General features: G+C 71.5%; 23 protein-coding genes and 1 other RNA gene. 10 read left to right on the top strand and 14 right to left on the bottom strand.

Annotated features, from left to right (window positions below; translation table 11 throughout):
* Positions 1–978 (top strand): histidine phosphatase family protein (locus A6Q79_RS03130; RefSeq protein WP_317696210.1); only part of this gene is annotated, 978 nt, incomplete at its 5' end.
* A gap of 47 nt (positions 979–1,025) precedes the next feature.
* On the opposite strand, the gene A6Q79_RS03135 is transcribed toward A6Q79_RS03130, so the two are convergent.
* The 3 genes from A6Q79_RS03135 to A6Q79_RS03145 all read right to left on the bottom strand — a co-directional run bounded on the left by A6Q79_RS03135 (position 1,026) and on the right by A6Q79_RS03145 (position 3,003).
* Positions 1,026–1,787, bottom strand: coding sequence for a YaaA family protein (locus A6Q79_RS03135; RefSeq protein WP_286689423.1), 762 nt, complete (start codon positions 1,785–1,787; stop codon positions 1,026–1,028).
* A 46-nt stretch (positions 1,788–1,833) separates the two neighbouring features.
* On the bottom strand, positions 1,834–2,409 hold the full coding sequence (locus A6Q79_RS03140) for a TMEM165/GDT1 family protein (protein WP_286689422.1): 576 nt from the start codon (positions 2,407–2,409) through the stop codon (positions 1,834–1,836).
* Between the two features lie 204 nt (positions 2,410–2,613).
* On the bottom strand, positions 2,614–3,003 hold the full coding sequence (locus A6Q79_RS03145) for an ACT domain-containing protein (RefSeq protein ID WP_286689421.1): 390 nt from the start codon (positions 3,001–3,003) through the stop codon (positions 2,614–2,616).
* 65 nt (positions 3,004–3,068) lie between these two features.
* On the opposite strand from A6Q79_RS03145, the gene rnpB reads away from it, so the two are divergent.
* An RNA gene (rnpB, locus tag A6Q79_RS03150) (RNase P RNA component class A) lies at positions 3,069–3,464 on the top strand.
* 69 nt (positions 3,465–3,533) lie between these two features.
* Here the strand turns inward: rnpB and map are convergent.
* Positions 3,534–4,382, bottom strand: coding sequence for a type I methionyl aminopeptidase (gene map / locus A6Q79_RS03155; RefSeq protein WP_067858535.1), 849 nt, complete (start codon positions 4,380–4,382; stop codon positions 3,534–3,536).
* A gap of 76 nt (positions 4,383–4,458) precedes the next feature.
* On the opposite strand from map, the gene A6Q79_RS03160 reads away from it, so the two are divergent.
* Together A6Q79_RS03160 and A6Q79_RS03165 are read left to right on the top strand one after the other, a co-directional pair.
* Entirely contained in the window at positions 4,459–4,656 is a 198-nt protein-coding gene (locus tag A6Q79_RS03160; protein WP_286689420.1) for a hypothetical protein, read from the top strand.
* Positions 4,653–4,925 (top strand): hypothetical protein, encoded by a 273-nt coding sequence (locus A6Q79_RS03165; protein ID WP_286689419.1) that lies wholly within the window; start codon positions 4,653–4,655, stop codon positions 4,923–4,925. The genes A6Q79_RS03160 and A6Q79_RS03165 overlap by 4 nt, the downstream gene beginning before the upstream one ends.
* A 169-nt stretch (positions 4,926–5,094) precedes the next feature.
* Here the strand turns inward: A6Q79_RS03165 and panB are convergent, their stop codons facing one another.
* On the bottom strand, positions 5,095–6,030 hold the full coding sequence (panB, locus tag A6Q79_RS03170) for a 3-methyl-2-oxobutanoate hydroxymethyltransferase (protein WP_286689418.1): 936 nt from the start codon (positions 6,028–6,030) through the stop codon (positions 5,095–5,097).
* Positions 6,031–6,173: 143 nt separating this feature from the next.
* Positions 6,174–7,934: an NAD+ synthase gene (locus A6Q79_RS03175; RefSeq protein WP_286689417.1), complete on the bottom strand. Its 1,761-nt coding sequence runs from the start codon at positions 7,932–7,934 to the stop codon at positions 6,174–6,176.
* A gap of 41 nt (positions 7,935–7,975) precedes the next feature.
* Here A6Q79_RS03175 and A6Q79_RS03180 point away from each other — a divergent pair, with 41 nt between their 5' ends.
* The 4 genes from A6Q79_RS03180 (at position 7,976) to A6Q79_RS03195 (ending at position 14,633) form a co-directional block, all read left to right on the top strand.
* The gene (locus A6Q79_RS03180; protein WP_286689416.1) at positions 7,976–8,374 is read left to right on the top strand and encodes a YchJ family protein; all 399 of its coding nucleotides are present in this window, start codon (positions 7,976–7,978) and stop codon (positions 8,372–8,374) included.
* A gap of 53 nt (positions 8,375–8,427) precedes the next feature.
* The gene (locus A6Q79_RS03185) at positions 8,428–9,765 is read left to right on the top strand and encodes a glutamine synthetase family protein (protein ID WP_067858518.1); all 1,338 of its coding nucleotides are present in this window, start codon (positions 8,428–8,430) and stop codon (positions 9,763–9,765) included.
* A 797-nt stretch (positions 9,766–10,562) separates the two neighbouring features.
* Positions 10,563–13,493, top strand: a complete 2,931-nt coding sequence (locus A6Q79_RS03190; RefSeq protein WP_286689415.1) for a bifunctional [glutamine synthetase] adenylyltransferase/[glutamine synthetase]-adenylyl-L-tyrosine phosphorylase — start codon at positions 10,563–10,565, stop codon at positions 13,491–13,493.
* A gap of 126 nt (positions 13,494–13,619) precedes the next feature.
* Positions 13,620–14,633, top strand: a complete 1,014-nt coding sequence (locus A6Q79_RS03195; RefSeq protein WP_317696227.1) for a DUF3152 domain-containing protein — start codon at positions 13,620–13,622, stop codon at positions 14,631–14,633.
* A gap of 33 nt (positions 14,634–14,666) precedes the next feature.
* Here the strand turns inward: A6Q79_RS03195 and A6Q79_RS03200 are convergent, their stop codons facing one another.
* The 7 genes from A6Q79_RS03200 to A6Q79_RS03230 all read right to left on the bottom strand — a co-directional run bounded on the left by A6Q79_RS03200 (position 14,667) and on the right by A6Q79_RS03230 (position 21,161).
* The gene (locus A6Q79_RS03200) at positions 14,667–14,945 is read right to left on the bottom strand and encodes a WhiB family transcriptional regulator (RefSeq protein ID WP_067858509.1); all 279 of its coding nucleotides are present in this window, start codon (positions 14,943–14,945) and stop codon (positions 14,667–14,669) included.
* 116 nt (positions 14,946–15,061) lie between these two features.
* Positions 15,062–16,294 (bottom strand): cyclopropane-fatty-acyl-phospholipid synthase family protein, encoded by a 1,233-nt coding sequence (locus A6Q79_RS03205; RefSeq protein WP_286689413.1) that lies wholly within the window; start codon positions 16,292–16,294, stop codon positions 15,062–15,064.
* On the bottom strand, positions 16,291–17,109 hold the full coding sequence (locus tag A6Q79_RS03210) for a DUF1365 domain-containing protein (RefSeq protein WP_317696232.1): 819 nt from the start codon (positions 17,107–17,109) through the stop codon (positions 16,291–16,293). Before A6Q79_RS03210 ends, A6Q79_RS03205 begins: the two co-directional genes overlap by 4 nt.
* The gene (locus A6Q79_RS03215) at positions 17,106–18,398 is read right to left on the bottom strand and encodes an NAD(P)/FAD-dependent oxidoreductase (protein ID WP_067858503.1); all 1,293 of its coding nucleotides are present in this window, start codon (positions 18,396–18,398) and stop codon (positions 17,106–17,108) included. The genes A6Q79_RS03210 and A6Q79_RS03215 overlap by 4 nt, the downstream gene beginning before the upstream one ends.
* A gap of 15 nt (positions 18,399–18,413) precedes the next feature.
* Positions 18,414–18,647 carry a hypothetical protein gene (locus A6Q79_RS03220; protein WP_253023168.1) on the bottom strand — a complete coding sequence of 78 codons (234 nt, stop codon included), beginning with the start codon at positions 18,645–18,647 and terminating at the stop codon, positions 18,414–18,416.
* A 127-nt stretch (positions 18,648–18,774) separates the two neighbouring features.
* The gene (locus A6Q79_RS03225; RefSeq protein WP_286689411.1) at positions 18,775–20,055 is read right to left on the bottom strand and encodes an acyl-CoA desaturase; all 1,281 of its coding nucleotides are present in this window, start codon (positions 20,053–20,055) and stop codon (positions 18,775–18,777) included.
* Between the two features lie 14 nt (positions 20,056–20,069).
* Positions 20,070–21,161: a ferredoxin reductase gene (locus tag A6Q79_RS03230; protein WP_067858497.1), complete on the bottom strand. Its 1,092-nt coding sequence runs from the start codon at positions 21,159–21,161 to the stop codon at positions 20,070–20,072.
* 160 nt (positions 21,162–21,321) lie between these two features.
* Between A6Q79_RS03230 and A6Q79_RS03235 the strand changes: the two genes are divergently transcribed.
* The gene (locus A6Q79_RS03235) at positions 21,322–21,981 is read left to right on the top strand and encodes a TetR family transcriptional regulator (protein ID WP_067858495.1); all 660 of its coding nucleotides are present in this window, start codon (positions 21,322–21,324) and stop codon (positions 21,979–21,981) included.
* A gap of 767 nt (positions 21,982–22,748) precedes the next feature.
* Positions 22,749–23,321 (top strand): hypothetical protein, encoded by a 573-nt coding sequence (locus A6Q79_RS03240; RefSeq protein ID WP_286689410.1) that lies wholly within the window; start codon positions 22,749–22,751, stop codon positions 23,319–23,321.
* A gap of 3 nt (positions 23,322–23,324) precedes the next feature.
* Here A6Q79_RS03240 and A6Q79_RS03245 read toward each other — a convergent pair whose 3' ends face one another.
* On the bottom strand, positions 23,325–23,747 hold the full coding sequence (locus tag A6Q79_RS03245; RefSeq protein ID WP_067858489.1) for an SRPBCC family protein: 423 nt from the start codon (positions 23,745–23,747) through the stop codon (positions 23,325–23,327).
* Between the last annotated feature and the right edge of the window lie 139 nt (positions 23,748–23,886).

Genomic DNA, 23,886 nt, shown 5'->3' on the forward strand with positions numbered 1-23,886 from the left:
CTCATCGGGCGACTGGTCATGGTCGGCCCCTCCCCGCGCTACGTCGACGAGGGCGACTACGTCGGTGGGTTCACCGCCCCGCAGATCGAGGAGCTCCTGGCCTCCCTGTCGGCCAACTACGTCGCGTGGTCGCACGCGATGGCCCCCGTCATCGCCGGCAACCCCGACCGTCCCGAGGTCCAGGGCGAGCTGGCCGAGGCGTTCTGCCGCATGGACCCCGCGATCGCTGAGGTCTTCGCCCGCACCACCTTCCTCAGCGACGCCCGTGACGTCCTCCCGAGGGTCACCGCACCCACCGTCGTCCTGCAGTGCGCCGAGGACGTCATCGCGCCCCGCGAGGTCGGGGAGTACGTCGCTCGCGCGATCCCCGACGCCACGCTGGTGCTCCTGCGCCACGGGGTCACGGCCAACACCCAGCGCAAGCTCTTCTGCGGGCGCGGCGGCTCCGACCCCGGTCTCGTCGCCGAGGGGGAGTCCCAGGCCGCCCGCGCGGCGGCGTGGATCGCGCGCCACCACGACGTCGACGCCATCGTCGCGTCCCCGCTGCGGCGGACGCAGGAGACGGCCGGCTTCGTCGCCCGCGAGACCGGGCTGGAGGTCGCGGTCGACGACGGCGTCGAGGAGGCAGCCTTCGGCGACTGGGACGGCCACGGGTTCGGCGACATCATGGAGCGTTGGCCCGAGGAGATGTCGGCCTGGCTCGCCTCCACGTCGGTCGCCCCGCCCGGTGGCGAGTCCTTCGACGAGGTCCAGGAGCGGGTGCGTGAGGCGCGCGACCGGATCCTCGCCGACCACGCGGGGGAGACCGTCGTCGTGGTCAGCCACGTCACCCCCATCAAGCTCATGACGCGCCTGGCGCTCGACGGCCCGATGTCGATCATCCACCGGATGGAGCTGGCCCCCGCCAGCATCACCACGATCGCGTGGTGGCCCGACGGCACGCCGTCGCTGCGCGGGTTCTCGATCGTCCCCGAGTAGCCCTGCGGCCGGACGGGTCGGGCCCAGACAGGTAGAGCCCCGACGGGTCAGTGCGCGCCGGTCGTGACGACGTCGAGGCGGGTCCCGTCCTGCTCGACCGTCCAGCCGAGGTCGCGCCAGGCGACGACGAGCTCGTCGACCGACGTCGGCTGCGCCCCCTCGACGAGGAGGGCGCGGACCAGTCGTCCCTTCGTCGCCTTGTTGAAGTGGCTGACGACCGTGCGGCGCCCGTCCTGCTCGTGCAGGACGCGCACGGTCGCGGTGCGTGGCGCCAGGTCGGCGGACGGCTTGCCGAGGTTCACGTACGCCCCGGACCGCAGGTCGACCAGCAGACCGCCGTCGGCGGCCTCGTCGAGCACGTCAGGCAGCACGGGACGCCAGCGTCCCGCGACCGGCCCGAGCCGCGGCAGCGTGACCGTGCCCGACAGCCGGTACGCCGGGATCGGGTCGCCGACGCGGACGAGCCCGAAGAGCGCGCTCGCGACGGCGACGGACGCGTCGGCACGCGCCGTCGCGTCGGTGTCGAGGGAGGCGAGGTCGAGCTCGCCGAACAGCACCCCGGTGTAGACCGACCCGGCAGGGGCGCACGGCACCTCGAACAGGCGGGCGTCGGTCTCGATCGCGTCAGCCTGCGTCGGGCCGAGGCCGAGCACCTCGGCCGCCCGGCGCGTGGCGGCCAGTCGCACGAGCGCGCGGGACACCTGGTCGCGCACGCGGTGCAGCCGCGGGAACGACAGCGCCTCGAGGTCGAGCGTGGGGCCGTCGGCCGGTGCGGTCTTGCCCTCGGAGGGCGGGAGCAGGATCAGCACCCGGCGAGCCTATCGAGGTCGCATCGGACCGCAGCGCGCCGGCTGGTCAGCGCAGACCCTCGACGACCAGCAGCACGCCGAAGATCGCGAACGCCGCCGCAGCACCGATCTTGATGACCTTCTCGGGCAGGTGCTTCCCGAGGACCGCGCCCACGACGATCGCGAGGGCATCGGCGGCGACCATGCCGACGGTGCTGCCGATCCAGGTGCCGAGCCAGTCCTCGCGGACGGCGAGCGTGATGGTCGCCAGCATCGTCTTGTCACCCAGCTCGGCCAGGAAGAACGCCAGACCGACGGCCAGGAGCGCCGAGCCGGTGGCCTTCTTGGCCTTGTCGGCCTCGTCGTCGGTCAGCTCGTCGCCGCGCAGCGTCCAGGCCGCGAAGCCGAGGAAGGCGATGCCGGCCGCGATCGCGATCGGTCCCTGGTACTGCTCGAAGCTGGAGCCGATCGCGTAGCCGATGCCGACCGACGCGAGGTGGACGATCGCGGTCGCCAGGGTGATGCCGAGCAGCACGTCGCGTGCGCGGTACCGGGTGGCGAACGTCATCGCCATCAGCTGGCTCTTGTCGCCGAGCTCGGCGACGAAGATGACGGCGGCACTGAGCCACAGGGCCTCGAACATGGGATTCTCCTCGTCCGGACCAGGACGAGGAGCCACGATCGACGAGCCTCGACCCGGACCGTCGTGTGTGTACGACATTCGGGTCGAAAGTCTCGTCCGCCGGACCGTTCTCACGGTCCTGGCCCGCTGCACCGGAGGCGGGGCCCGAGGGCCCGGCATCAGTATGTCGACGCAGCGATTGGGGACTACTCCCTTTCGCGACCCTCACCCTAGGGCATCGAGGATGCGCAGCGCATCGTGACGTCGGTCCCACGGGACGACGAGGTGGTCGTGGTGGAAGCCAGCCACGACGTTGCAGGCGATCTGCTCGGCGGCGAGAGCGGTGGAGATGGAGCTGGTGAGCCCGACGGCGTCGAGTGCCGACACCACGGCGAGCGTGATCCACGCGCCCACGAACTCGTACACGAGCCCGTCCTCCTCGGCCTCCACCTGCTCGACCACGACCGTGAGGCCCTCCCGCTCGCGCACGGTGGCGAGCGCCGTCGAGGTGTCGAAGCCGGGCGCGACGATCGCGTACACGACCGGCTCCGGGTGCAGGCGCGGGCGCAGCTCGCCGACCGCCGACGTCGTCCGGGCTTCGTCCTCGAGCTCCACGCGTCCAGCGTAGACGTGTCCGGGGTCCCGGGCCGGGTCGGCTGCGGCCTAGACTGGACGACGAACGAGGCGGCCGGGCGGCCGCGGCGGGCTCCGGTCCGTCGAGGAAAGTCCGGACTCCACAGAGCACGGTGGTGGCCAACAGCCACCCACGGCGACGTGCGGGACAGTGCCACAGAGAACAGACCGCCAGCGGCCCCGCGGCCTTCGGGCCACGGGGTGCGGGCAAGGGTGAAACGGTGAGGTAAGAGCTCACCAGCGACGTCGGCGACGGCGTCGGCTCGGTAAACCCCACCGGGAGCAAGACCAAGAGGGCGCTCCGGCGCCTGCGCTGACGGGCTGCTCGTCCGACGTCAGCGGGTAGGTCGCTCGAGGCGCGCAGCAATGCGTGACCCAGATGGATGGTCGCCCCCCGGCCCTCGGGCCGGGGACAGAATCCGGCTTACAGGCCGCCTCGTTCCCCCCTCTTCATCCATCGCCGCCCGGGGCCCGTCACCCCTGCCGGCGCCCGGCTCTCCCGACGAGGCCGGTCAGGGAAGGGTGAGGATCTCCGCGCCGTCGGGGGTGACGAGCAGGGTGTGCTCGAACTGGGCGGTGCGCGAGCCGTCGCGGGTGACGGCCGTCCAGCCGTCGTCCCACTGGTCCCACTCGATCGTGCCGAGGGTCAGCATAGGCTCGATCGTGAACGTCATGCCCACCTCGATCACCGTGTCCGCGGCCGGGTCGTCGTAGTGCGGGACGATCAGGCCGTCGTGGAACGCGGGCCCCACGCCGTGCCCCGTGAAGTCGCGCACGACGCCGTAGCCGAACCGCTTGGCGTAGGCCTCGATGACGGCACCGATCACGTTGATGCGTCGACCCGGCTTCACGGCGCGGATCGCGCGGTGGGTGGCCTCGCGGGTGCGCTCGACGAGCAGCCGCGACTCCTCGTCGACATCGCCCACGAGATAGGTCTTGTTGGTGTCGCCGTGCACGCCGTCGACGTAGGCGGTGATGTCGATGTTGACGATGTCGCCGTCCTCCAGCGGACGGTCGTCGGGGATGCCGTGGCAGATCACCTCGTTGACGCTGCTGCACAGCGACTTCGGGTAGCCGCGGTAGCCGAGCGTCGACGGGTAGGCACCGTGGTCGAGGAGGAAGGTGTGACCGACCCGGTCGAGCTCGTCGGTCGTGACGCCCGGGGCGATCGCTGCCTCGACGGCGTCGAGGGCCTGGGCAGCGATCCGGCCCGCGACCCGCATCCGCTCGATGGTGTCGGCGTCGCGCACCAGCGGGCCACGGTATGGCAGCGGTGCAGCCTGGCCGACGTACTCGGGACGATCGATCGTCGACGGGACGTGACGCAGCGGGGAGACGTGGCCGGGGCGAAGGAGAGGCACCCAGGCATGCTACGAGGGCGGCCGAAGCCGGCCCGGGTGAGGGGCGGCGACGCGCGCGGTGCGGCAGGATGGCGTCATGAGTGCCGAAGCCCCTGCCTTCTACTTCTGCCTGAAGCACCACACCGTCGAGGGTGAGGACGGCTGCAAGGCCTCCGACCGCCTCGGCCCGTACCCGACGCAGGCTGCCGCCGAGCACGCCCTGGAGACGGTCCAGGAGCGCAACGAGTCGTGGGACAACGACCCGGACTGGAACGACGACGCACCTCGCCCGTGAGGCGCACGCGACGCGAGCGGGAGCGGTCGGGCCCGTGGATCGGGGTCGGCGGCCTCGTCGTCATGCTGTGGCTCGTCGTCTCGACCGTCCTCTACGCACCGTGGTGGGGCATCGTCCTGCACCTGCTCGTGCTGGCGTCCTTCGTCCCGCTGCTGCGCCGCCGCATCGCCACCCGCCCCGCCGACGCACCCTGGGTGCCGGTGTACGCCCTCGCGGCCTGGGTCGCCCTCAACGCGGTGGGCGTGCTCGCCTGGGGCTGGCGGGTCTGATCGTTTGCGTGGGGCCCCACGCAAACGTGCAGATCGGGCGCATGTTTGCGTGGGGGAGAGCGCGTTTACGTGGGGCCCCACGCAAACGTGCGGATCGGGCGCATGTTTGCGTGGGGGAGAGCCTGTTCACGTGGGGCCCCACGTCAACGGGCCGTCGCGGCGAGCCTTGTCAGGCGTCGAAGGAGTGCTCCGGGGCCGGGAAGGTGCCGGACGCGACGTCGGCCGCGAACTCCTGCGCGGCGCCGAGGATGATGCCGTGCAGGTCGGCGTAGCGCTTGACGAAGCGCGGCGCCTTGCCCGTGCGCAGGCCGAGCATGTCCTGCCAGACCAGGACCTGGGCGTCGCAGCTCGGCCCGGCACCGATGCCGATGGTCGGGATGTGCAGCCGCTCGGTGATCTCGGCGGCGATGGGCGCCGGCACCATCTCCATGACGACCGAGGAGGCGCCGGCCTCCTGCACCGCGAGGGCGTCCTCCATGAGCCGTGACGCCGCGTCTCCGCGACCCTGCACCCGGTAGCCGCCGAGGGCGTGCTCGGACTGCGGCGTGAAGCCGATGTGGGCCATCACGGGCACCGCGCCCTTCGTCAGCAGCTCGATCTGCGGCGCCATCTCGGCACCGCCCTCGAGCTTGACCACGTGCGCCTCGCCCTCCTTCATGAACCGCACGGCCGTGTCGTACGCCTGCTCGGGGGAGCGCTGGTAGGAGCCGAACGGCAGGTCGGCCACCACGAGCGCGCGACGGGCGGTGCGGGGGACGGCCTTGACCAGCGGCAGCAGCTCGTCGACCGTCACCGGGAGGGACGACGCGTAGCCGAAGACGTTGTTCGCGGCGGAGTCGCCGATGAACAGCACGGGCACACCGGCCTCGTCGAACGTCGCGGCCGTGTACTGGTCGTACGTGGTGAGCATGACCCACTTGTGGCCCTGCTCCTTCCACTGCTGCAGGTGGTGGGTGCGCACACGACGGATCGCGGGGTCGGTCGTCGGGCCGGTGGCCGCGGTGCCGACGGACGTCGCCGACGCCGACGGGCCGCCGCCGTAGGGGGCGGGCTCCTCCGCCGACGTGCTCGTGCCGGTCGCGGGGGCAGGGGTGGGTTCGGACATGGTGGTTCCCTCTCTTCTCGCGGCCCCTCGGTGGGGGTCCACGGACGAGGACCATCCTGCCGCATCGACGACATTTGTCACGTCGCTGTGCCCCAGGTCATGCCCGGGTGTGCCCAGGGTGTGCGCTGCGTTCGCGCCGCAGGTCAGTCGAGCGACTCGCGCCACCCGTTCGTCATCGGCACGCGCCGGTCGCGGCCGAAGTTGCGTCGGCTGACCTTCGGGCCCGGCGGGTACTGGCGGCGCTTGTACTCGGCCTTGTCGACCAGCGTCACGACCCGCTCGACGAGCGCAGGGTCGAAGCCCTCGGCCACCACGGCCGCAGCGCCCAGGTCGCGCTCGACGTAGGCGTCGAGCACGGCGTCGAGCAGGTCGTAGGACGGCAGGGAGTCGGAGTCGAGCTGGCCGGGGCGCAGCTCGGCCGACGGCTCCTTGTCGATCGCGTTCTCGGGGATCGGCGGCTGCTCGCCCTGCTCCTCGGCCCAGCGGTTGCGCCAGCGCGACACCTCCCACACCAGGGTCTTCGGCAGGTCCTTGATGGGGGCGTACGCGCCGACCGCGTCGCCGTAGATCGTCGAGTAGCCGGTGGCCAGCTCGGACTTGTTGCCGCAGGCGAGGACCAGGTGCCCGTGCTGGTTCGACAGGCCCATCCAGATCACGGCGCGGATGCGGGCCTGCAGGTTCTCCTCGGCGATCCCGTCGAGGTGGAGCGCGTCCTGGTAGGCCTCGAAGATCGGCGCGATCGGGACGGTGTCGAGCTGCAGCCCCGTACGTCGCGCCAGCTCGGCGGCGTCGCTGCGGCTGTGCTCGGTCGACCACGCGCTCGGGTTCGACACCCCGAAGACGTTCTCGGCACCCAGCGCGTCGACGGCGATCGCGCCGACGAGCGTCGAGTCGATGCCGCCCGACAGCCCCAGCAGGACCGAGCGACCGCCGTTCTTGTGCACGTAGTCGCGCAGGCCGAGCACGATCGCCCAGTAGCGCTCGCCGAGGTCGTCCCACCGCTCGGCGACACGCGGCTCCAGCGGCTCGTACGGCTCCAGCGGCTCGGACGAGACGACCGTGCGCTCGACCCGGAGTCCGGCGAAGCGGGCGTCGGGATCGGGCATCGGAGCCGTCGCGGCGGGCAGGTCGAGGTCGACGACCAGCAGCTCGGGCTCGAACTGCGCCGCGCGGGCGACGAGCTCGCCTGTGGCGTCGACGACGAGGGAGTCGCCGTCGAACACCAGCTCGTCCTGGCCGCCGACGAGGTTCACGTAGGCGAGGGCGCAGCTGCCCTCGCGCGCGCGTCGGGCGCAGAGCTCGAGCCGGGTGTCGTCCTTCGCGGCCTCGTACGGGGAGCCGTTGAGGACGACCAGCAGACCGGCCTCGGCGGCGTCGGCCGCCGCCGAGGGACCGTCCTGCCAGATGTCCTCGCAGATGGCGATGGCGACGTCGACGCCGTGCACCTGCACGACCTGCGTCTCGTCGCCGGGCACGAAGTGCCGGAACTCGTCGAACACGCCGTAGTTCGGCAGGTGGTGCTTGTCGTAGCGGGTGACGACGCGGCCGCCCGTGATCACCGACGCGGAGTTCGTGGGCGCGTTCTTCGGCACCCCGAGACGCTCGGTGTCGATGTGGTCCTTGGCGGTGTCGAGGTGCCCGACGACGACAACGAGGTCGCCCAGCCCCTCGTCGGCCAGCCGGGTGGCGAGCGCCGGGACGTGCGCGCGGGTGCCGTCGATGAAGCTCAGGCGGTAGGCGAGGTCCTCCACCGGGTAGCCGTTGAGCACCATCTCCGGCAGCACCAGCAGGTGGGCACCCGCCTGCGCAGCCTCGTGCGCGGCCGCGACGACGAGCTCGACGTTGCCGTCGAGGTCGCCGAGACGCGGGTTGACCTGAGCAAGGGCGAGTCGGAGCTGAGGCACGTGGTCAGCCTAGGGCGTCGAGCGTGCCGCATCATGTCGTCATGGCCAGGACCTGCCCGTGCGGCACCGGCGCACCCTTCGACGACTGCTGCCGGCCCTACCTCGACGGCCAGGCAGCGCCGACGGCGGAGCGACTCATGCGGTCGCGGTACACCGCGTACGTCCGCGGCGACGGCGGGCACCTGCTGCGCACCTGGCACCCGACCACCCGCCCGACGCGCGTCGACCACGACCCGGGCCTCGAGTGGCTCGGGCTGGAGGTGCTGCGCACCGAGGCCGGCGACGTCGGCGACGCGTTCGGCGTGGTGGAGTTCCGGGCCGCCTACCTCGCCGACGAGCCGGGCGTCCTGCACGAGGTGAGTCGTTTCGCGCGGACCGACGAGGGGTGGCAGTACGTCCGCGGAAGGATGGTCGACGACGGCGTGCCGACGATCCCCTGAGCCGCCTCGACCACGAAACATCGCCGTAACACGACCCGTGCGAGACTCTGGCCATGGGTAAGCAGGAAGACTTCGTCCTCCGGGCGCTCGAGGAGCGTGACGTCCGGTTCGTGCGGCTCTGGTTCACCGACGTGCTCGGCTCGCTGAAGTCGGTCGCCATCGCCCCGGCCGAGCTGGAGGGGGCCTTCAGCGAGGGCATCGGCTTCGACGGGTCGGCGATCCAGGGGTTCGCCCGCGTGCACGAGGCCGACATGCTGCTCAAGCCCGATCCGTCGACCTTCCAGATCCTGCCGTGGCGGGGCGAGGCGCCCGCGACGGCGCGCATGTTCTGCGACATCGCGATGCCCGACGGGTCGCCGTCGTTCGCCGACCCGCGGCACGTGCTCAAGCGGACGCTGACGAAGGCCTCGGAGGCCGGCTTCACCTTCTACACCCACCCGGAGATCGAGTTCTACGTCTTCCGGGGCAAGCCCGACGTCGGCGGACGGCCGGTCCCGGTCGACGACTCCGGCTACTTCGACCACACGGCGCAGGGTGGCGGCCAGGACTTCCGTCGCGAGGTCATCACGATGCTCGAGAACATGGGCATCAGCGTCGAGTTCAGCCACCACGAGGGCGGACCGGGGCAGCAGGAGATCGACCTGCGCTACGCCGACGCGCTCTCCACCGCCGACAACGTGATGACGTTCCGCACCGTCGTCCGCGAGGTCGCGCTCAGCCAGGGCAAGTGGGCCTCCTTCATGCCCAAGCCGTTCACCGAGCACCCCGGCTCCGCGATGCACACGCACCTGTCGCTGTTCGAGGGCGACGAGAACGCCTTCTACGAGGCGGGTGCCGAGTACCAGCTGAGCGCCACCGGCCGCTCCTTCATCGCGGGCGTCCTCGAGCACACGGCGGAGATCACCGCCGTCACGAACCAGTGGGTCAACTCCTACAAGCGGCTCGCGAGCGGCTACGAGGCCCCCAACTACCTGAGCTGGGGCCACAACAACCGCTCCGCGCTCGTGCGGGTGCCGATGTACAAGCCGCACAAGAGTGGCTCGGCGCGCGTCGAGCACCGCGGGATCGACGCCGGCTGCAACCCCTACCTCACCTACGCACTCGTCCTCGCCGCCGGACTGAAGGGCATCGAGAACGGCTCGACCCTGCCGCCCGAGACCGAGGACAACGTCTGGTCGCTCACCGACCGCGAGCGCAAGACGATGGGCCTGACCCCCATGCCGCGCAACCTCGACGAGGCGATCCGCGAGATGGAGAGCAGCGAGCTCGTCGCCGAGACCCTCGGCGAGCACGTCTTCGACTTCTTCCTGCGCAACAAGCGCCAGGAGTGGGACGCCTACCGCTCCCAGGTGACCCAGTTCGAGATCGACCGGCTCCTGCCCGTCCTCTGACGGGCGGGGTGGTCGGCTGCTCGTCGGCCGTGACCTTGCTGGTGCGCTGCCTTCGGGGGGGTTGACTCGGCTGGTGCGCTGCCTGCGGGGGTCTGGCCTTGCTGGTGCGCTGCCTTCGTGGGCTTGACTCGGGTGGTGCGCTGCCGCAGGGGCTCTGGCCTTGCTGGTGCGCTGCCTCGGCTTTCGCTGTGTCTGGTCTCCGAAAGGCCTCGACCGGGCGGCTGGGCGGGGGTCGGCTTCGGGTCTCGGGCTGTGGCTCACGCTGTGGGACGCACGATGCTGCGTTCGTGTGCGGGAGGGTCAAGGATGCTGCGTTTGCCACGGGATCCCGTCACCAACGCAGAAGCGTTCGACCTTGAGCGCGCCAAGGAAGAAGCGTGGGTGCCCTTGGGGTGGGGTGGGCAGCGCTTCTCCCTTCTCGTGGCACGGTCCACGAGAAGGGAGAAGCACTGCCACGTCCGACCCCGTCGTCGGTGGATTCTCCACCTGTAGGGCGCTGAGAAGGTGCCAGATTCACCGCCGAGGGCGATTCGGTGGCAGATCCACCGCTCAGGGGGCGCAACCGCAGATTCTTGGGTCCAACGCAGGCCGCAGCCCGAGACCCGGACCCGATGCCGCTCCCAGCCGCCCGGTCGAGGCCCTTGCGGAGCGCAGGACGACTCGAAGCCGAGCCGACGCAGCGACAAGCCGCGCCGCCGCAGCCCCACCTCGACGACAAGCCGCACTGAGGCACCCGCAGACCTAGCCCGCGCCCAGCACGTCACAGCACCTCCACCCACCCCCGGTAGCCTGCGAGCGTGCCCCCCGAGTCTCCCGAGCTGGCCCTGGCGCGTCGTGGGTTCCGCGACGGGGCGGCGGCCGCGGCCCACCTCGCCCGCCTCGACGGCATCGACGACGCGCTGGTGGAGCAGGTGGCATCCGTCGCCAGCCCCGACACCGCGCTCGCGTCGCTGGTGGCGATCGCGGAGACGTGGGGGGTCGAGCGGCTGCTCGCGACCCTGCGGGGCGACGCGGAGCTGCGGCAGCGACTGCTCATCGTCCTTGGTACCAGCGAGGCGCTCGGCGACTTCCTCGCCCGGCACCCGCAGCACGTCGAGGACCTCGCCGCCGACCGGCTGTCGCCCGTCCCGCTCGACCTCGACCTCATGCGCCAGCAGCTCGGTGACGCCGACGACGCCGACGCCCTGCGCGTCGCCTACCGCCGCAAGCTGCTGCACGTCGCCGCCCGCGACCTGACCGCGCTGACCTGCTTCGAGGAGTCGTCGGCCGAGCTCGCCGACCTGGCCATGGCGACGCTGGGCGCCGCGCTCGAGCTCGCGCGCCGAGACGAGCCCGACGCCGACTGCGTGCGGCTGGCGGTCATGGCGATGGGCAAGACCGGCGGCCGCGAGCTGAACTACGTCAGCGACGTCGACGTGATCTTCGTGCACGAGCCCGCCGACGGCGCCGACGAGCAGGTGGCGGGACGGATCGCCGCACGTCTCGCGTCGGCCATGATGCGCCTCTGCTCCGACCACACCCGCGAGGGCACCATCTGGGAGGTCGACGCGAACCTGCGACCCGAGGGTACCCAGGGGCCGCTGAGCCGCACGCTGCGCAGCCACGTCGCCTACTACGACCGGTGGGCGTCGACGTGGGAGTTCCAGGCGCTGCTGAAGGCACGGTTCGCGGCGGGCGACGCGGAGCTCGGCCAGGCCTACCTCGACGCGCTGTCGCCAAAGGTCTGGGAGGCCAGCACCCGCGAGAACTTCGTGCGCGACGTCCGCGCGATGCGCACGCGCGTCATCGAGAACATCCCGTCGCAGCAGCGCGAGCGGCAGCTGAAGCTCGGCTCGGGCGGCCTGCGCGACGTCGAGTTCTCGGTGCAGCTGCTGCAGCTCGTGCACGGTCGGGGCGACGCGTCGTTACGCAGCCCGACCACGCTCGAGGCGCTGCGCGAGCTCACCGAGGGTGGCTACGTCGGCCGGCGCGACGGTGCCGCCCTGGAGGACGCCTACGAGTTCCTGCGCACCCTGGAGCACCGCATCCAGCTCTACCGGCTACGGCGCAACCACGTCGTGCCCGACGACGAGGAGGACCTGCGACGTCTCGGCCGCTCCATGGGCTACCGGGCGAACCCGGCCGAGGGTCTGGTCAAGGACTGGCAGGCGCACAAGCGCCTCGTGCGACGCCTGCACGAGAAGCTCTTCTACCAACCGCTCCTGGAGGCGGTCACCTCCCTGCCCGACGAGGGTCTGCGGCTCACGCCGGAGGCGGCGCAGGCCCGGCTCATGGCGCTCGGCTTCAAGGACCCCAAGGGCGCCCTCGCGCACATCCAGGCCCTCACGTCGGGCGTGTCCCGACGCGCGGCGATCCAGCGCTCGCTGTTGCCGGCCATGCTGCAGTGGTTCGCGGAGTCGCCTGCGCCCGACGCCGGCCTGCTCGCGTTCCGACGGATCAGCGAGTCGCTGGGGGAGTCGCACTGGTACCTGCGCAAGCTGCGCGACGAGGGCGAGGGTGCCGAGCAGCTCGCGGCGGTCGTCGGGTCGAGCCGCTACGTGTCCGACCTGGTCCAGCGTGCGCCCGACGCCGTCGCGCTGCTCGGCGACGACGCCGAGCTGGTGCCGCGCGACGCCGAGCGACTGCGCGGGGAGATGCAGCTCGCCGCCAGGCGCCACACCCGCCCCGACCAGGCCATCAAGGCCGTCCGACGCGTGCGACGCCGGGAGCTGTCGCGCATCGGCATCGCTGACGTCCTCGGCCGGCTCGACATCGACGAGGTCGGCACCGCGCTGTCCGACCTCACGGAGGCGACGCTCGGCGCCGCGCTCACGGCCTCGATCGGGGCCGTCGCCCGCCAGCGGGAGGAGGCCGGCAGGGATCCCTTCCCGACGCGCATGGCCGTGGTGCTCATGGGTCGTCTCGGCGGCCGTGAGTCGGGTTACGGGTCCGACGCCGACGTCATGTTCGTGCACGAGCCGCTGCCCGGCGCCGACGACGGGGAGGCGGCGGCTGCCGCCACGGCCGTCGCGACGTCGCTGCGGACCACCCTCGGCGCGCCCGGCGACGACCCGGCCCTCGAGGTCGACGCCGAGCTGCGACCCGACGGCCGCAACGGACCGCTGGTGCGCTCCTTCGCCGCCTACGCGTCGTACTACGAGAAGTACTCGGCGGTGTGGGAGGCCCAGGCCCTGCTGCGTGCGCGCGCCAGCGTCGGCGACCCCGACCTGTGCGCCCGGTTCGAGGCACTCGTCGACCCGTTGCGCTGGCCCGACGGCGGCGTCTCGGACGCGCAGGTCCGGGAGATCCGGCGCATCAAGGCGCGCGTCGAGGCCGAGCGGCTGCCCCGGGGTGCCAACCCGAAGACGCACCTCAAGCTCGGCCGGGGCGGCATCGCCGACGTCGAGTGGACCGTGCAGCTCCTGCAGCTGCAGCACGCCCACGCGGTGCCCGGACTGCGCACGACGTCGACGTGCGGCGCCCTCGCGGCGGCTGCCGATGCCGAGCTCGTGACCGAGGACGACGCCGAGGTCCTGCTGCACGCGTGGCGGCTGGTGAGCCGCATCCGCAACGCCGTCGTGCTCATGCGTGGCAAGCCGGCGGAGTCGATGGTGGAGCAGACCGAGGAACGGGCGGGTGTCGCGCACCTGCTGGGGTACGGTCAGCAGCACAGCGAACGCATGGTCGACGACTACCTGCGCGCCACCCGGCACGCGAGACAGGTCGTCGAACGCATCTTCTGGGAGTGAGCGCGATGACGTCGACCGGACCGATCCTCCGCCGCGGTCGACGCGCCTCGTCCCTCGTGACGAGCACGGTGCTGGCCTTCGGGCTGCTCGCCGCGGCCGGCCCTGCGTCCGACGCCGGCCACGGCGGTGCAGGTCGTCGAGCCGCCCGTGGTCACCGGCACCGCGCGCTACTGGTCCACGCTGACCTCGACGACCGGACGCTACGAGCCCGGGACGGCACGGGTCACCCGTCAGTGGCTGCGCGACGGTGCCCCGATCCGCGGTGCGACGGCTGCCACCTACCGGCTCGTGGGGGCCGATGTGGGTCGACGCGTCGCGGTCCGCGTGGTCGCCAGTGCCGACGGTCTCGAGCAGGCCACCACGACCACCGGTCCGACGACCGCGGTCGCCACTGCGCCGCTCACGGTGCGGACCGCGCCCCGGATCTCCGGCACCCGACGCTACGGCCAAGTGCTCCAGGCCTCGGCCGGACGCTGGAGCAGCAGCGGCCTGACGAAGCGCTATCAGTGGTACCGCGACCGCACCGTCATCCGTGGCGCCACGCAGCGCCGCTACGCCATCGCGCCGGCCGACGTCGGCCACCGGCTCCGCGTGCGCGTGACGGTCTCGAAGGCGTACCACCGCACCTCCTCGGCCACCGCCGTCACCGCACCCGTGCGGCACCGCCGCGACGCGCGACGGACCCTCACCTACTCGGTCCGCTCCGACGGGGCGCGGGGGAGCCTGGCCACCTTCCGCCGGCAGGCGGCGCAGACCCTCGCCGACGCCCGCGGATGGCCCGGAGCCGGCGTCCGATTCCGCGAGGTGCGCTCGGGCGGTGACTTCACGCTCGTGCTCGCGCGGGCCTCGCGCCTGACGTCGTACTCGACCGAGTGCAGCGTGCTCTACAGCTGCCGCGTCGGCCGCAACGTGATCATCAACGAGGACCGCTGGGTCCACACCACGCGTGTGTGGCGCTCGGCCAAGGGGTCGGTGCGCGACTACCGCCACATGGTCGTCAACCACGAGGTCGGGCACTTCCTGGGGCGGGGGCACCTGGGCTGCCCGGGCCGGGGCCAGGCGGCGCCGATCATGCAGCAGCAGTCGAAGGGGCTGCACGGCTGTCGGGTCAACCCGTGGCCGCGTCGCGACGAGCTCTGAGCGGGTCGTCCCGCCCAGCTCAACCGGCCCAGCTCACCCCGCGTCGCGCAGCAGGTGCTCGCGCTCGGTCTGGTTGAGCCCGCCCCACACGCCGAACGGCTCACGCACCGTGAGGGCGTGGTCGAGGCACTCGGCCACCACCGGGCAGCGGGCGCAGAGCGCCTTCGCGACCGCCTCGCGGCTGCGTCGACGCGGACCACGCTCTGTCTCGGGGGAGAAGAACGTCTCCGGATCCACACCGCGACACGCTCCGCGGTGCTGCCACTCGTAGGACTCCTGGATCGGGTCCGGGAGTCGGCTGGTGCTCGCCATGGCCCCTCCTGTTCGACGTGACGGACGCTTCCGTCACTGGGAGTTCGACGCCACGCCGTCTACGGATGGGTCGCATCCGTCACACGGGCACCAGTGGCCACCGCTCGGGTCCACCGTCAGGCAGGGCGCTCCATGCGCAGCTGGAACACGTCGATGTAGCCCACGCCGAAGCCGGCCTCGCAGTAGGCGAGGTAGAACTCCCAGAGCCGACGGAAGGTCTCGTCGAAGCCGAAGGTGGCGATCTCCTCCCAGTTCGCCTCGAAGCGCTCGCGCCACAGGCGCAGCGTCTGGGCGTAGTCCTGCCCGAGGCTGCGTCGGTCGGTCACCGCGAGCCCGTGCGTGTGCGCGGCGAGGTTCTCGTCGATCGCCTCGAGCGACGGGATCAGGCCGCCCGGGAAGATGTACTTCTGGATCCAGCCGTAGGAGTTGCGCGTCGCGAGGTAGCGGTGGTGCGCCATCGTGATCGCCTGGATCGACACGCGGCCGCCGGGAGCGAGCACCTCGTCGATCTTGGCGAAGTACGTCGGCCAGTACTCCTCGCCGACGGCCTCGATCATCTCGCAGCTCACGACGGCGTCGAACTCGCCGGTGACGTCGCGGTAGTCCTGCAGGCGCAGCTCGATGCGGTCGGCGACGCCGGCGGCCTCGAACCGCTCCTGGGCGAGGGCGGCCTGCTCCGAGGAGATGGTGATCGTGACGACCTGCGCGCCACGCTGCGCGGCGCGGATCGCGAGCGAGCCCCAGCCGCTGCCGATCTCGAGCACGCGGGTGCCCTCGGTGACGCCCGCCTGGTCGAGGATGCCGTCGAGCTTGCGGTGCTGCGCCTGCTCGAGCGACTCCTCGGGTGACGCGAACCAGGCGGACGAGTACGTCATCGTCGGGTCGAGGAAGCGCTCGAAGAGGTCGTTGGAGAGGTCGTAGTGCCGCTCGATGTTCGAGCGCGACCCCTCCTTGGTGTTGCGCTCGTGCTGGGGGAGCTGGCGGTCGACGAGGCCGCGCAGCTTCTGCAGCGACGGGGGCACGATCGTCGTCAGCCGCTCCGCGAACGGCGTGAGCAGGTCGGCCAGGTCGGTGCCGGGACCGGTGGTCCAGTCGCCGGCCATGTAGGCCTCGCCGAAGCCGATCTTGGTGTCGTGGCCGAGCCGGCTGAAGAAGGCGGCCGGGCGGCGCACCTGCATCTCGGGGGCGCCGGGCTCGCCGGCCCCCCACACGGTGCCGTCGGGGAACGTCAGGCGCACGGGCGTGCGCGAGACGGCGGGGCGCAGGATCGCCCTCGCGGCGCGTGCCTTGAGGGGAGTGCGCGGGGTCTGCGCGATGCCGGGCCAGCGGGTGGCGAGTACGTCGGTCATCGGGTCGTGCCTTCCTGAGGTTCGTGGAGCGGTCGTGGGACGACCGGGAGTCGGCGCAGCCAGAGCCACACACCGTGGATTCGGATCAGCAGGCTGGTCCGATGGGTCATGAGGGGCATCGTCACGAGCAGCCGCACCAGCCGACGTCGCGTGGCGGGCAGCGGCCGGCCGCGGAACGTCGCGGTGAAGACGGCCTCGTCGGGACGGGAGGCGGGGGAGCCCTCGTCGGAGGGCGACTGGCGCAGCACCACGGTGCTCGCGACGGCATCGGGCTGCAGCCGGAACTGCAGGTCGTAGCGTCCGGCCACCGTGAAGAACGGCGAGACGTAGAACGCCTTCTCCGTGGACGTACGGCCCTTCTCGTCGGGCTGCAGCAGGTACGCGTGCCGCTCGCCGTAGGTGTTGTGCACCTCCGCGACGATCGCCTCGGTGCGCTCGCCGTCGAGGATCCAGAAGACCGAGAGCGGGTCGAACACGTGACCCAGCGTGCGGGCGTTCGCGAGCATGACGATCCGGCGACCGGTGACGTCGAGGCCCTGCGCCCGGCAGAACGTCTCGATGTTCTCGCGCAGCGAGCGGTCGGGGTCGCCGATGTGGTCGGCGGCGCGGAAGGTCGAGAACGGTCGCAGCCAGCGCGGCATCCGCGGCGGGTCGTCGACGTCGACGAGCCACTGGTAGACGCGGTAGCGGAAGCGGTGCTTCAGCGGCACGCGTCGGGTGTGGGCGACGTCGCCGACCACGAGCGCGGGCAGGACGGGCAGCCGTCGCTGCTCCTCCTCGTCCGCGACGTCACGCTCGACGTCGGCGGTGGTCACCAGGTCGCTCCGAGGGAACGGGCGGCCTCGACGCCGGAGCGGCAGCCGTCCTCGTGGAACCCCCAGCCGTGGTACGCACCGGCGAACGCGGTGCGGCCGTCGGACAGCCCGGGCAGCTCGCGCTGGGCCGCGACGGACGCCGGCGTGTAGACCGGGTGCGTGTACTGCATCGTGGCGATCACCGTCGTCGGGTCGACACGGTCGGTGGAGTTCAGGCTCACGAGGTACGGACGACTGCTCTCGATGCCCTGCAGGAGGTTCATCCAGTAGGTCACGTCGGTGGCCTCGCCGCGGCCCTCGCAGGAGTCCATGCGGTAGTTCCATGACGCCCGGGCGCCCTCGGCGTCGGGCAGCACGCTGGCGTCCTGGTGCAGGACCGTCTCGTTCCGCGAGTACTCGAACGCGCCCAGCACGCGACGCTCGGCGTCGGTGGCGTCGGTGAGCAGGGCGAGGGCGTCGTCGGCGTGCGTGGCGATCACGACCGAGTCGACGACGTGCTCCTGGCCGGACGCGTCGAGCACGACGACGCCGTCGGGCTTGCGGGAGACGGCGCGGACCGCCGTCGAGGCGCGGACGTCGCCGATCGCGTCGACCACCTTGCGGGTGTAGGCGTTCGAGCCGCCCTGCACCGTGAACCACTGCGGCGAGCCCGTGACGGACAGGAAGCCGTGGTGGCGCAGGAAGGCGAACAGGTAGCGGGCGGGGTACTGCAGCGCGGTGTCCTGGCCGGACGACCAGACGCAGGCCACGACCGGGATCGCGTAGTGCGCGACGAAGTGGTCGGAGAAGCCGTGCAGGCGCAGGAAGTCGCCGTACGTCTGCGGCTCGGCGTCGTCGGGCTCGCTGTCCAGCAGCGCCAGGGCGGCGCGCTGGAAGCGCTTCACCGACGTGAGCAGGCGCAGGTAGGTCGGGTCGACGATGCGGCGACGCTGCGCGAACAGGCCGGGCAGCTTGCGACCGCCCGCGTACTCGAGGCCGCAGCCGTCGCAGTGGATGCTCATCGACATCTCGGTCGGGTGCACGGCGACGTCGAGCTCGGCGAACAGCCGACGCAGCAACGGGTAGGTCCGGTCGTTGTGCACGATGAAGCCGCTGTCGACGTGGTGCGTCGTCCCGTCAGCCTCGACGTCGTGGGTGTGGGCGTGGCCGCCGATGCGGTCGTCGGCCTCGAAGAGCGTGACGTCGTGGGTCGTGCGCAGCACGTAGGCGGCGGTGAGGCCGGAGACGCCGGACCCGATGACGGCGACCCGGGGCCGGTTGCCGGTCGCGGACGTCGAAGAGGTGGTCATGTGAGGGATTCGCCCTCACCGGTCCTGCGGATGGGTCGGTGTGACGCGATCGGTGGGGTCGGGGTCCTCGCCGGCGCGCTTGCTGGCCTCGGTGATCTCGAACAGCTCCGTGCCGAACGCACCCAGCTCCGTCGTGACCCGGCGGGCGGTGTCGAAGAGGATCGCGCTGATCCGACCGCCGGTCGTGATCGCAGCCTCCACGCCCTGCTGGACGGCGTCCTTGGCGATCTCTCGGCGGCTCAGCGCCATGGCCGTCTCCTCGGGGGTCGTGCGGTCGGTCGGCAGCCACCATTGTGGCGCACCACCTGGTGCGTGCACGCCGACGCCCCGGGGCTGGACCGGAGCGTCGGCGGGGTCGTGCTGGGGCAGGGTCGCGTCAGGCGGCGACGTTCTCGCGCTCGGCCTGGGCCGCGGCGGCAGCCTCGCGCTTGGCGCGACGCAGCGCCTTGGACTCCGGGCTCTTGCCCTGCTTGTACGGGTCGTCGGGCTTGCGGGCGTACGACGCGAGCTGACGGGCGACGCTCGCGAGCTGCTTGCTCAGTCGGCCGCTGTTGTACTGCAGGCCGTGGCGCTCGCAGATCGCGCGGATCTCCTGCGCGACCTCGGGGTAGCGCCGGGCCGGGATGTCCGGGAACAGGTGGTGCTCGATCTGGTGGCTCAGGTTGCCGCTGAGCACGTGGAAGGTGCGGCTGCCGCTGATGTTCGCCGACCCGAGCAGCTGACGCAGGTACCACTGGCCGCGCGACTCGTTCTCGGCGTCCTCCTCGGCGAACGTCTGCACCTCGGCCGGGAAGTGGCCGCAGAAGATGATGAGGAAGGTCCAGATGTTGCGGATCAGGTTGGCGGCGAAGTTCGCGCCCATGACGGCCAGCGGAGCCCACCAGCCGACGAACGGCACGAGGGCGAGCGCGATGGCGGGGTAGGCGACGTAGTCCTTCACGACCTGGCGGCGGGCCTTGCGGGCCGCGCGGCTCTTGCGGTCGCGGAACTCCTTCTTGCTCATCTTGCCGCCGAGGTACTCGTCGAGCTCAAGGCCGTGGTACATCACGCCCCACTCGAAGAACAGCATCAGCGCGAACGCGAGCGGCAGGTTGAACCGGTGGTTCGGGTACCAGGGCTGGTCGTCGTCGATCCGCAGCAGGCCGTAGCCGATGTCGCGGTCCTTGCCGTGGATGTTCGTGTACGTGTGGTGGATGTAGTTGTGGCCGTGCTTCCAGTCCTCCGCGGGAGCCACGTTGTCCCACTCGTAGCGCTTGCCGTCGACCAGCGGGTCGTTCATCCAGTCGTACTGGCCGTGCATGACGTTGTGGCCGATCTCCATGTTCTCGAGGATCTTGGAGAGGCCGAGGAGCACGATGCCGGCGACGAACGTCGGCCAGAAGAACGGCGTGAGGATGCCGATGCGGCCCAGCACCTCGCACACCTGCTGCACCCGGATGACGCGGCGGATGTAGTCGGCGTCGGCCTGCCCGAGCGAGTCGAGCGTCTTCTGGCGGATGCCGTCGAGCTCCTCGCCGAAGCGCTCGAGCTCCTCGTAGCTCATGTACTCGAGCCCGATGGTCGACTGCTTGGTGCGGTCGGTGCCCACGAGCGGTGCGGGCGCCTCGTTGTGGTTCGACGCGCTGTAGGGCGCGATGGGGGTGCGCTTGCGAGACATGGAACTCCCTCTTCCTAGAGTGCGACGCTGACGTCGCCGACAGGGACCTGGACGCAGACCTTGATGGTCTCGTCGGTGTTGGCGCCGACCTCGCCGGTGACGACGTGGCGGACGGCGCCGCTGAGCTTCTTGACGGCGCAGGTGTTGCAAACGCCCATCCGGCAGCCGTACTCGGGCGCCAGGCCGGCGGCCTCGGCCTGCTCGAGGATGGTGGCGCCGGAGTTCTCGGCGGTCGTGCCCGAGGCGTCGAAGCTGAGGGTGCCCGTGGCGTCGGCGGCCGTGAGGTCGACGGAGGGCACCTTGAAGTACTCGGTGTGGAGCTGCTCGGTCGCACCACGCTCGGCGTAGACGTCGCGGACCGCGGCGATCAGGCCGGCTGGGCCGCAGCACCAGGTGGGCGACGACGTCGGGTCGACGTCGAGGTGGTCGAGGTGGTCGGCGGTGAACCGACCCTCGAGCGCGGCGCCCGCCTCGGGCTCGCGCGTGTAGACGCGGTGCACGACGGCGCCCGGCAGCTCCTCGGCGAGCCGGTCGAGCTCGGGCGTGAACATCTCGTCGTCGCGGGAGCGGGCGTAGTGCAGGAACGTGACGCGTCCGCGGTGGCCGCGATCGCGCAGCGTGCGCGCCATCGACATGACCGGCGTGATGCCGGAGCCCCCGCTCAGCAGCACGAGGTCGTCGGGCACCTCGTCCGGCAGCACGAACTCGCCCTCGGCCTGGGAGAGGTAGACGATCGTGCGGGGCTGGAGCTCGCGGTGCAGGAACTGGGAGACGTAGCCGTCGGGGTGGGCCTTGACCGACACGCTGAAGGTGCCGTCGCGCAGGGCGCGGGAGCTGGACACCGAGAACACGCGCACCTTGCGGGTGCCGTCGACCTCGATGCCGAACTGGACGTGCTGGCCGGGGACGAAGCCCTTCCACGCGCCATTGGGCCGCAGGACGACCGTGCTGGCGGCGCCGGTCTCGCGTCGTACCTCGACGACCCGGGCGCGGACGGCGTCGACCGTGAGCATCGGGTGCAGCTGGTCGAGGTAGTGGTCGACCGAGTGCGGCGAGGTCAGGGACGCGACGGCCCGCGACGAGAGTGCGGTGCGGACGAGGCCCATCGCGTGTCTCCTTCGGTCGGCGAGTAGTTCAGTGCACGAGCGTACACTCAAAGTGTGGCGCGATGAAGCAGGCCGCGGCAAGACGCGCCGGTCGTGACGTCCGGCACGCGAACACGTGTTCACCGAGTGGGGTGGGGTCGAGGGCCACTAGACTCCCCACGTGTCCGGAAGTCCGTCGCCGTCCGCTGCGCGGGCCGACACGTCGCGTCAGGCTCAGAAGGAGCGGACGCGCGAGGCGATCCTCGCGGCCGCCCTCGAGCTCAGCCAGACCCAGGGCTTCGCCCAGACCAGCCTGCGCCAGGTCGCACGGCAGGCCGGTGTCGTGCCCACCGCCTTCTACCGCCACTTCGCCGCGATGGACGAGCTCGGGCTGGCGCTCGTCGAGCAGTCATTCGGCACGCTGCGCGCGATGATCCGCGACGCGCAGCGCGACCCCGAGACCTTCGCCGACATCATCGACGCCTCCGCCGAGATCCTCGTCCGCGTCGTCAAGCAGAACAAGGCCCACTTCGGCTTCGTCGCCCGCGAGCGCAACAGCGGCTCCGAGGCCGTCCGCCAGGCCATCCAGCGCGAGCTCGAGCTGTTCATCTCCGAGCTCGCCGTCGTCCTCGCCCGCCTCCCGCACCTCGACACGTGGTCGGCCGAGGACGTCAAGCTCGCCTCGGGCCTCTTCGTCCGCAACATGGTCTACCGCGCGGAGCAGGTCGTGCAGATGCCCGACGGCCGCCCCGACCTGGAGGAGGAGATCAAGCGCAAAGCCCGCCGCGAGATGCGCCTCATCGTCCTCGGCTTCGAGAAGTGGGACAGCCATTCGGGGTGACGTGGTGACCTTGCCGCTGCGCCGCCGCAGGGGGTCTGTGCTTGCCGCTGCGCTGACGCGGGGGGTCGCACCTCGCTGGTGCGCTGCCATAGGGGGTCTCGCCGTGCTGCTGCGCTGCCTCGGCCTTCGCTGGGGATGGTCTTCGAAAGGGCCTCGACCGGGCGGCTGGCGGCGGCGCTGGTCTGGGGTCTCGGGCTGTGGGTTGGTGCTGGGGTGGGGCGCAAGATTCTGCGTTGGCGACGGGATCCCGTAGTGAACGCAGAAGCGTTCGGCCTCGCACGCGTGAATGAAGAGTCTTGAGTGCACTTTGCGTTGGGGTGACGAACGATTCTTCCTTGGTGTGGACCGTTCCACGCGAAGGAAGAATCCTTCCCGCGCGACGCCCGCCATCGGTGGATTCTCAACCGCAAGAGCGCTCCTGCGGTTGCAGATCCACCGATAGGACGCGCAAACGCAGAATCTCGGCCCGAAAACGCAGAAACGAAGAATCATGGATCCAAAGGCGAGCTCAGGCCAGACCCCGAGACCCGAAGCCACCCCCGGGCCCCCCTGCCGGTCGAGGCCCTTTCGGAGACCACTCCCAGCGTGAGCTGCGGCAGCGCACGAGCAATCCCAGTCCGCCTGCGGCAGCGCACCAGCAAGGTCACGACCATGGCAGGCCGCGCACCAGCAGGACAAGACCCCCCCCGCAGCCAGCACAGCAACGAAAAACTCCCCTCCAGTGCTAGCGTGGACGCACTACCACTCAACTCGACGGAGGGGTCCCGATGGACGAGCTCGGTGCGCTGCTGGACGAGGTCACGCGCGACCACGCCGTGGGTGTCACGGACGACGGTGAGCGTCTCGTGGCGATGCGAGTGGCGCAGGACTGGTCGGTGGGGGTGCGGCTTCACCGCGAGGGGAGCCACCGGCAGTGGGCGATGCGCGAGCTCGTCGTCCGGCGCGGCGCGGGGGACCGGTCGTTCAAGGGCGCCGACGTGCGGGACCTCCCGCTCGGGGCGGTCGTCTCCGAGGCTCGACGGCTCGCGACCCGCAGCGTCGATCCGGGCAGCGAGCCGCGGACGACCGTCGGCCGGCTGCTGGAGGAGCGGTCGGGCCGACTCGGCCGCGACGACCTCGCGATGGCCGCCGTGGCGCTGGAGTACACGCGGCTCGTCGAGCGGGGCGAGCGGGCGCCGGCCAAGCGCATGGCGGAGCGGCACGGCGGCAGCCCCGGAACGTGGACGAACCGGGTCGCCGAGGCCCGACGACGCGGGTACCTCACCGCCGTCGAGCGTGGCGAGGCCGGCGGGGCGCTGACGTCGACCGCCCGCGTCCTGCTCGACCTCGACGTCGGCTGACGGTCAGGCCGACGCGCTCGCCGCTGCGGCGACGTCGGCCGCCTGGCGCTCATGGGCGGCCGTGGCGAGCCGGTCGAGGGCGAGCTTGAAGACGTCGTCGCCGAGCTGGTCCTCGAGCAGGTGGATGATGCCGGGGTCGGACTCGAACTCCGCCGACCACTCGACGTGGCACGTGGTGTCGGAGAACGCCTGCACCTGCACGCTCGCGCGGTCGTTGGTGATGGGGAACGGCGGCTCGGGCATCGTGTAGGTGAGGGTGCGGGTCTCGTCGTCCTGGCTCTGCACGCTGACGACGATGTCGGCGTCGGCCTCGGGGCCCCCGGAGTAGATGCTCAGCCGCGGATGCCACTGGGCGAAGTCCTGGAGGAGCTCCCACACGAGGTCGGCGGGGGCGGCGACGAAGGTCCTGCGGATGATGCGGCTCATACGTGCTTTCCGGTCGTCGGTCGAGGGGGTGGACCCATCCAACAGGTTGCGCCAGGGTCCGGGCCCACCGGGGTGGCAGGATTCTGCCACCCCGGGGCGCGCGGCGTCGCGGGGGCGGGTCGGGCGAGTGCCGTAGGCT

It is taken from the genome of Aeromicrobium sp. REDSEA-S32_B7, from assembly GCF_001626145.1.
Taxonomy (GTDB): domain Bacteria; phylum Actinomycetota; class Actinomycetes; order Propionibacteriales; family Nocardioidaceae; genus Aeromicrobium; species Aeromicrobium erythreum.